This window comes from Mesorhizobium sp. M8A.F.Ca.ET.021.01.1.1 (genome assembly GCF_003998025.1).
Classification (GTDB): Bacteria; Pseudomonadota; Alphaproteobacteria; order Rhizobiales; family Rhizobiaceae; genus Mesorhizobium.
Window position 1 is genome coordinate 1 of the sequence record NZ_RZSJ01000598.1, and the last position, 3,708, is coordinate 3,708.

General features: G+C 64.5%; 3 protein-coding genes and 1 pseudogene. 1 reads left to right on the forward strand and 3 read right to left on the reverse strand.

The features are described from left to right. From hutG to hutI, 3 genes are all read right to left on the reverse strand, one after another. Positions 1 to 622, reverse strand: a 622-nt coding sequence (gene hutG, locus EOA36_RS30510; RefSeq protein ID WP_127280647.1) for an N-formylglutamate deformylase, incomplete at its 3' end; no start/stop codon positions are given. Then, on the reverse strand, positions 619 to 2,154 hold the full coding sequence (gene hutH / locus EOA36_RS30515) for a histidine ammonia-lyase (protein WP_127280648.1): 1,536 nt from the start codon (positions 2,152 to 2,154) through the stop codon (positions 619 to 621). The genes hutG and hutH, both read right to left, overlap by 4 nt. Further along, complete coding sequence (hutI, locus tag EOA36_RS30520) at positions 2,151 to 3,383, reverse strand: imidazolonepropionase (RefSeq protein ID WP_127280649.1); 1,233 nt, start codon at positions 3,381 to 3,383, stop codon at positions 2,151 to 2,153. Before hutI ends, hutH begins: the two co-directional genes overlap by 4 nt. A gap of 98 nt (positions 3,384 to 3,481) precedes the next feature. Between hutI and EOA36_RS30525 the strand changes: the two are divergent. After that, positions 3,482 to 3,708, forward strand: a pseudogene (locus tag EOA36_RS30525) (formimidoylglutamate deiminase); the annotation flags it as partial.

The following is a 3,708-nucleotide window of genomic DNA, read 5'->3' on the forward strand; positions in this document are numbered from 1 at the left end:
GCGTGATCCACCCGCCCTTGAAGCGGCCGTTGACGACAAAGGTTTCGCCGGTTTCGGCCATGATCTGGCTGACCGTCGCCTGCAGCATCGGATCGGCGCTCTTGCCGTCATTCGTGCCGAGATTGAACACCGGCAGTCTGCCCTGGAACAGCCGTGGCAGCACCGAGCGGATCGAATGGCAGTCGTAGAGGACAATCTTGCCATGCAAGGCGCGCAACCTGTCGATCTCGGCCCGCAAGGCGGCGTGATAGGGTGCAAAGAACTTCTCGCGGCGCTCGTCGATCTCAGACGGGCCCGGCTCTTCGCCGTCGCGATAGAGCGGATCGCCGTCGAAGGTTTCGGTCGGGCATAGGCCGGTGGTTGCCTGACCGGGGTAGAGCGAGGCGCCGGAAGGATCGCGGTTGACGTCGATGACGGTGCGCGAGATCGCGGTGTGCACGACCGTGGCGCCGAGACCGGCGGCGAAATCATAGAGATTGTCGATCCACCAGTCGCAATCGCGACGACCGAGCCATGGCGACACCAGCCGGTTTTCGAGGCCGGCGAGGTCGATGCCGGTGTGTGGGATCGACACAAGCAGCGGTGCCGTGCCTTGTTTTATTGTCAGCCAGGAAGGTGTCATCGCGCAATCCCCGGCAGCGCCACCGCGCCTGCCGCCTCCACGGCCGCGCCGCTGCGCACCATGGCGATCGCCTTTTCCATGTCAGGGTGGAAGTGCCGGTCGTTGTCGAGATGCGGCACCTCGGCGCGAACCAGCTTGCGCACGGCTTCGAGCGCTGCGCTCGAGGCCAGCGGCTGATGGAAATCGCAGCCTTGGGCGGCGGCCAGCAATTCGATTCCGATCACCGCAGTCGCATTCTCGACCATGCCGATCAGCCGGCGCGCGCCATGCGCGGCCATCGAGACGTGGTCTTCCTGATTGGCCGAGGTCGGGATGGAATCGACGCTTGCGGGATAGGCTTTCTGCTTGTTTTCCGAAACGAGTGCCGCCGCCGTCACCTGCGGGATCATGAAGCCGGAGTTGAGGCCGGGCTTGGGCGTCAGGAAGGCGGGCATGCCCGACAGCGCGGGGTCGACCAGCATGGCGATGCGGCGTTCCGACAGCGAGCCGATCTCGCAGACGGCCAGCGCGATCATGTCGGCGGCGAAAGCGACCGGCTCGGCGTGGAAATTGCCACCGGAGAGTGCCGTGTCGTCCTCGGCGAAGATCAGCGGATTGTCGGTGACGCCATTGGCCTCGGTTTCGAGCGTATCGGCGGCCTTGCGCAGGACATCGATCGCCGCGCCCATGACTTGCGGCTGGCAACGCAAGCAATAGGGATCCTGCACACGCTCGTCGCCGACCCGGTGCGACTCGCGTATGGCGCTGCCGGCCATCAAATTGCGCAGTGCGTCCGCGGTCTCGATCTGGCCGCGATGCTTTCTCAACAGATGAATGCGAGGATCGAAGGGTGCGTCGGAACCCTTTGCCGCGTCGGTCGAGAGCGCGCCGGCGACAAGCGCCGACTGGTAGAGCACTTCGGCCTCGAACAGAGCGGCCAGCGCATAGGCCGTCGAAAACTGCGTGCCATTGAGCAGCGCCAGACCTTCCTTGGCGCCCAATGTCACGGGCTCCAGCCCGTGCGAGACGAAGGCGACCTTGGCCGGAAAACGGCCATGCGGGGTAAAGCATTCGCCGACACCGATCATCACCGCCGTCATGTGCGACAGCGGGGCAAGGTCGCCGGAGGCGCCGACCGAGCCCTGCGCCGGCACTACCGGGATGACGTCGTTGGCGAGCATCGCTTCAAGCAACTCGATGGTTTGCGAGCGCACGCCGGACGCACCCTGCGCGAGGCTTGCAAGTTTCAGCGCCATCATCAGCCGGGCAACGGCGACTGGCATCGGCTCGCCGACGCCCGCGGCATGCGACAGAACGATGTTGCGCTGCAGGGTCTCGAGATCTTCGGCCGGGATGCGCACGCTGGCCAGCTTGCCGAAGCCGGTGTTGATGCCATAGACCGGCTCGCCCTTGGCAACGATCCTGGCAACGGCCTCGGCGCTTGCCTTGATCTTTGGCCGGCAGGCGTCGTCCAGTTTGGGCACGGCGCCACGGTAGATGGCGCGCCAGTCGGCCAGCGTGGCATTGCCGGGCTTCAAGGTCAGTTCGGTCATTGTCCTCTCCAGATGCGTGCATGCAGCGGGTTGAAGCCCATGCGGTAGATGAGTTCGGCGGGGCGCTCGATGTCCCAGATCGCCAGGTCGGCGGATTTTCCAGCCTCCAGCGTGCCGGTCTCGTCGAACAGTCCCAGCGCACGCGCGGCCTCGCGGGTGACGCCGGCGAGACATTCGTCGAGCGTCATGCCGAACAGGGTCGCTGCCATGTTCATGGTCAGAAGCAGCGAGGTCAGCGGCGAGGTGCCGGGATTGTTGTCGGTGGCGACAGCCATTTTCACGCCATGCTGGCGGAAGAGGCCGATCGGCGGCTTCTTGGTCTCGCGGATGAAGTAATAGGCGCCGGGCAGGATCGTCGCCACGGTCCCCGCCTTGGCCATCGCCATGGCGCCCGCCTCGTCGGTGTATTCGAGATGGTCGGCCGAAAGCGCACCATAGCGGGCGGCAAGTTCAGCGCCGTGCAGGTTGGACAACTGGTCGGCGTGGAGTTTGACGGGCAAGCCAGCCGCCTTGGCGACATCGAAGACCCGCGCTATCTGCTCGGGCGAAAAGGCAATGCCTTCACAGAACCCGTCGACGGCATCAGCCAAGCCTTCTGCGGCGACGCCGGGAAGAATCGTTTTGACGACGAGATCGATGAAAGCGTCCTTGTCGCCCTTGGCTTCGGGCGGCAGCGCATGGGCCGCGAGGCATGTGGTGCGGACCGTCACCGGGCGTTCATTGCCCAGCAGTCGCGCGGCGCGCAGCGATTTCTTCTCGTTTTCGAGATCGAGTCCATAGCCCGACTTTATTTCTACGGTGGTGACGCCTTCCGCCATCAGCGCATCGAGGCGCGGCAGCGTCTGGGCGACCAGGTCGCTCTCGCTGGCGGCACGCAAGGATTTGACCGACGAGACGATGCCGCCGCCTGCCCTGGCGACTTCCTCATAGGAGGCGCCGGCCAGCCGCATCTCGAATTCGTTGGCACGGTTGCCGGCATGGACGAGATGGGTGTGGCAGTCGATCAGGCCGGGTGTGATCCAGCGGTCTTCGCAATCGATGATCTCGCCTTGGGCAAGCCCCGAGGGCATCTCGGATTCCGGACCGGCATAGACAATGCGGCCATCACGCGCGGCCAGCGCACCATGCTCGACGATACCAAGATCGGCAGAATTTTCAGCCATGGTCGCCAGACGCGCATTGCGCCACAGGCGAAGCCCCCCTGCCCGGCTTTTGCTCTCTACAGCCATCATCTTTTCCGTTTCAATCGGTGGCGATTATGTATATACATATTGAAACGCACTGCAAGTGCCATCATCGCATGCGAGACCGGGAAGTGGAGAGAAAAGTGACCTATATCTTTGCGGAACAGGCGCTTCTCCCCAATGGCTGGAACGACAATGTGCGGATCACTTTCGCCAACGGGCGCATTACCGCCGTGGAGCCAGGGGGCACCGCGTCGGCAGGTGACGAGCGCCATGCCATTCTCCTGCCGGGCATGCCCAATCTGCACAGCCACGCGTTCCAGCGCGGCATGGCCGGGCTTGCCGAGTTGCGCGGTCCCTCCGCCGACAG